The sequence below is a fragment of the Isoptericola croceus genome, from assembly GCF_029382255.1.
GTDB lineage: Bacteria > Actinomycetota > Actinomycetes > Actinomycetales > Cellulomonadaceae > Isoptericola > Isoptericola croceus.
Map to the genome: position 1 here is coordinate 1 of NZ_JARLLG010000140.1, position 280 is coordinate 280.

Annotated in this window: 1 pseudogene; it reads left to right on the forward strand. The window is 46.4% G+C overall.

Features of this window, described 5'->3' with window-relative positions:
• Window positions 1–280, forward strand: a pseudogene (locus PZC42_RS24465) (hypothetical protein); the annotation flags it as partial.

Below are 280 nucleotides of genomic sequence, written 5' to 3' on the forward strand. Positions count from 1 at the left end.
ACCAACTATACGGGACTTTACGAAGATTACCTGAGGAAAAATTCGAAAAAACCGTTCTGGCTGGTCAATACCAACAAATTGGTCCGGTTTTATCCGGGAATGGACGGGTTGAAAACCGGATACACTTCCGAGGCGAAATATTGCTTGACGGCCACGGCCAAAAGGAACAATCTCCGGTTTATCGCCGTGGTGATGGGCGAACCAGATGTCAAGAAGCGGAATCAGGAAGTTTCCTCGATGATGGATCATGCATTTAACCATTACACAAGCCAACGGATTT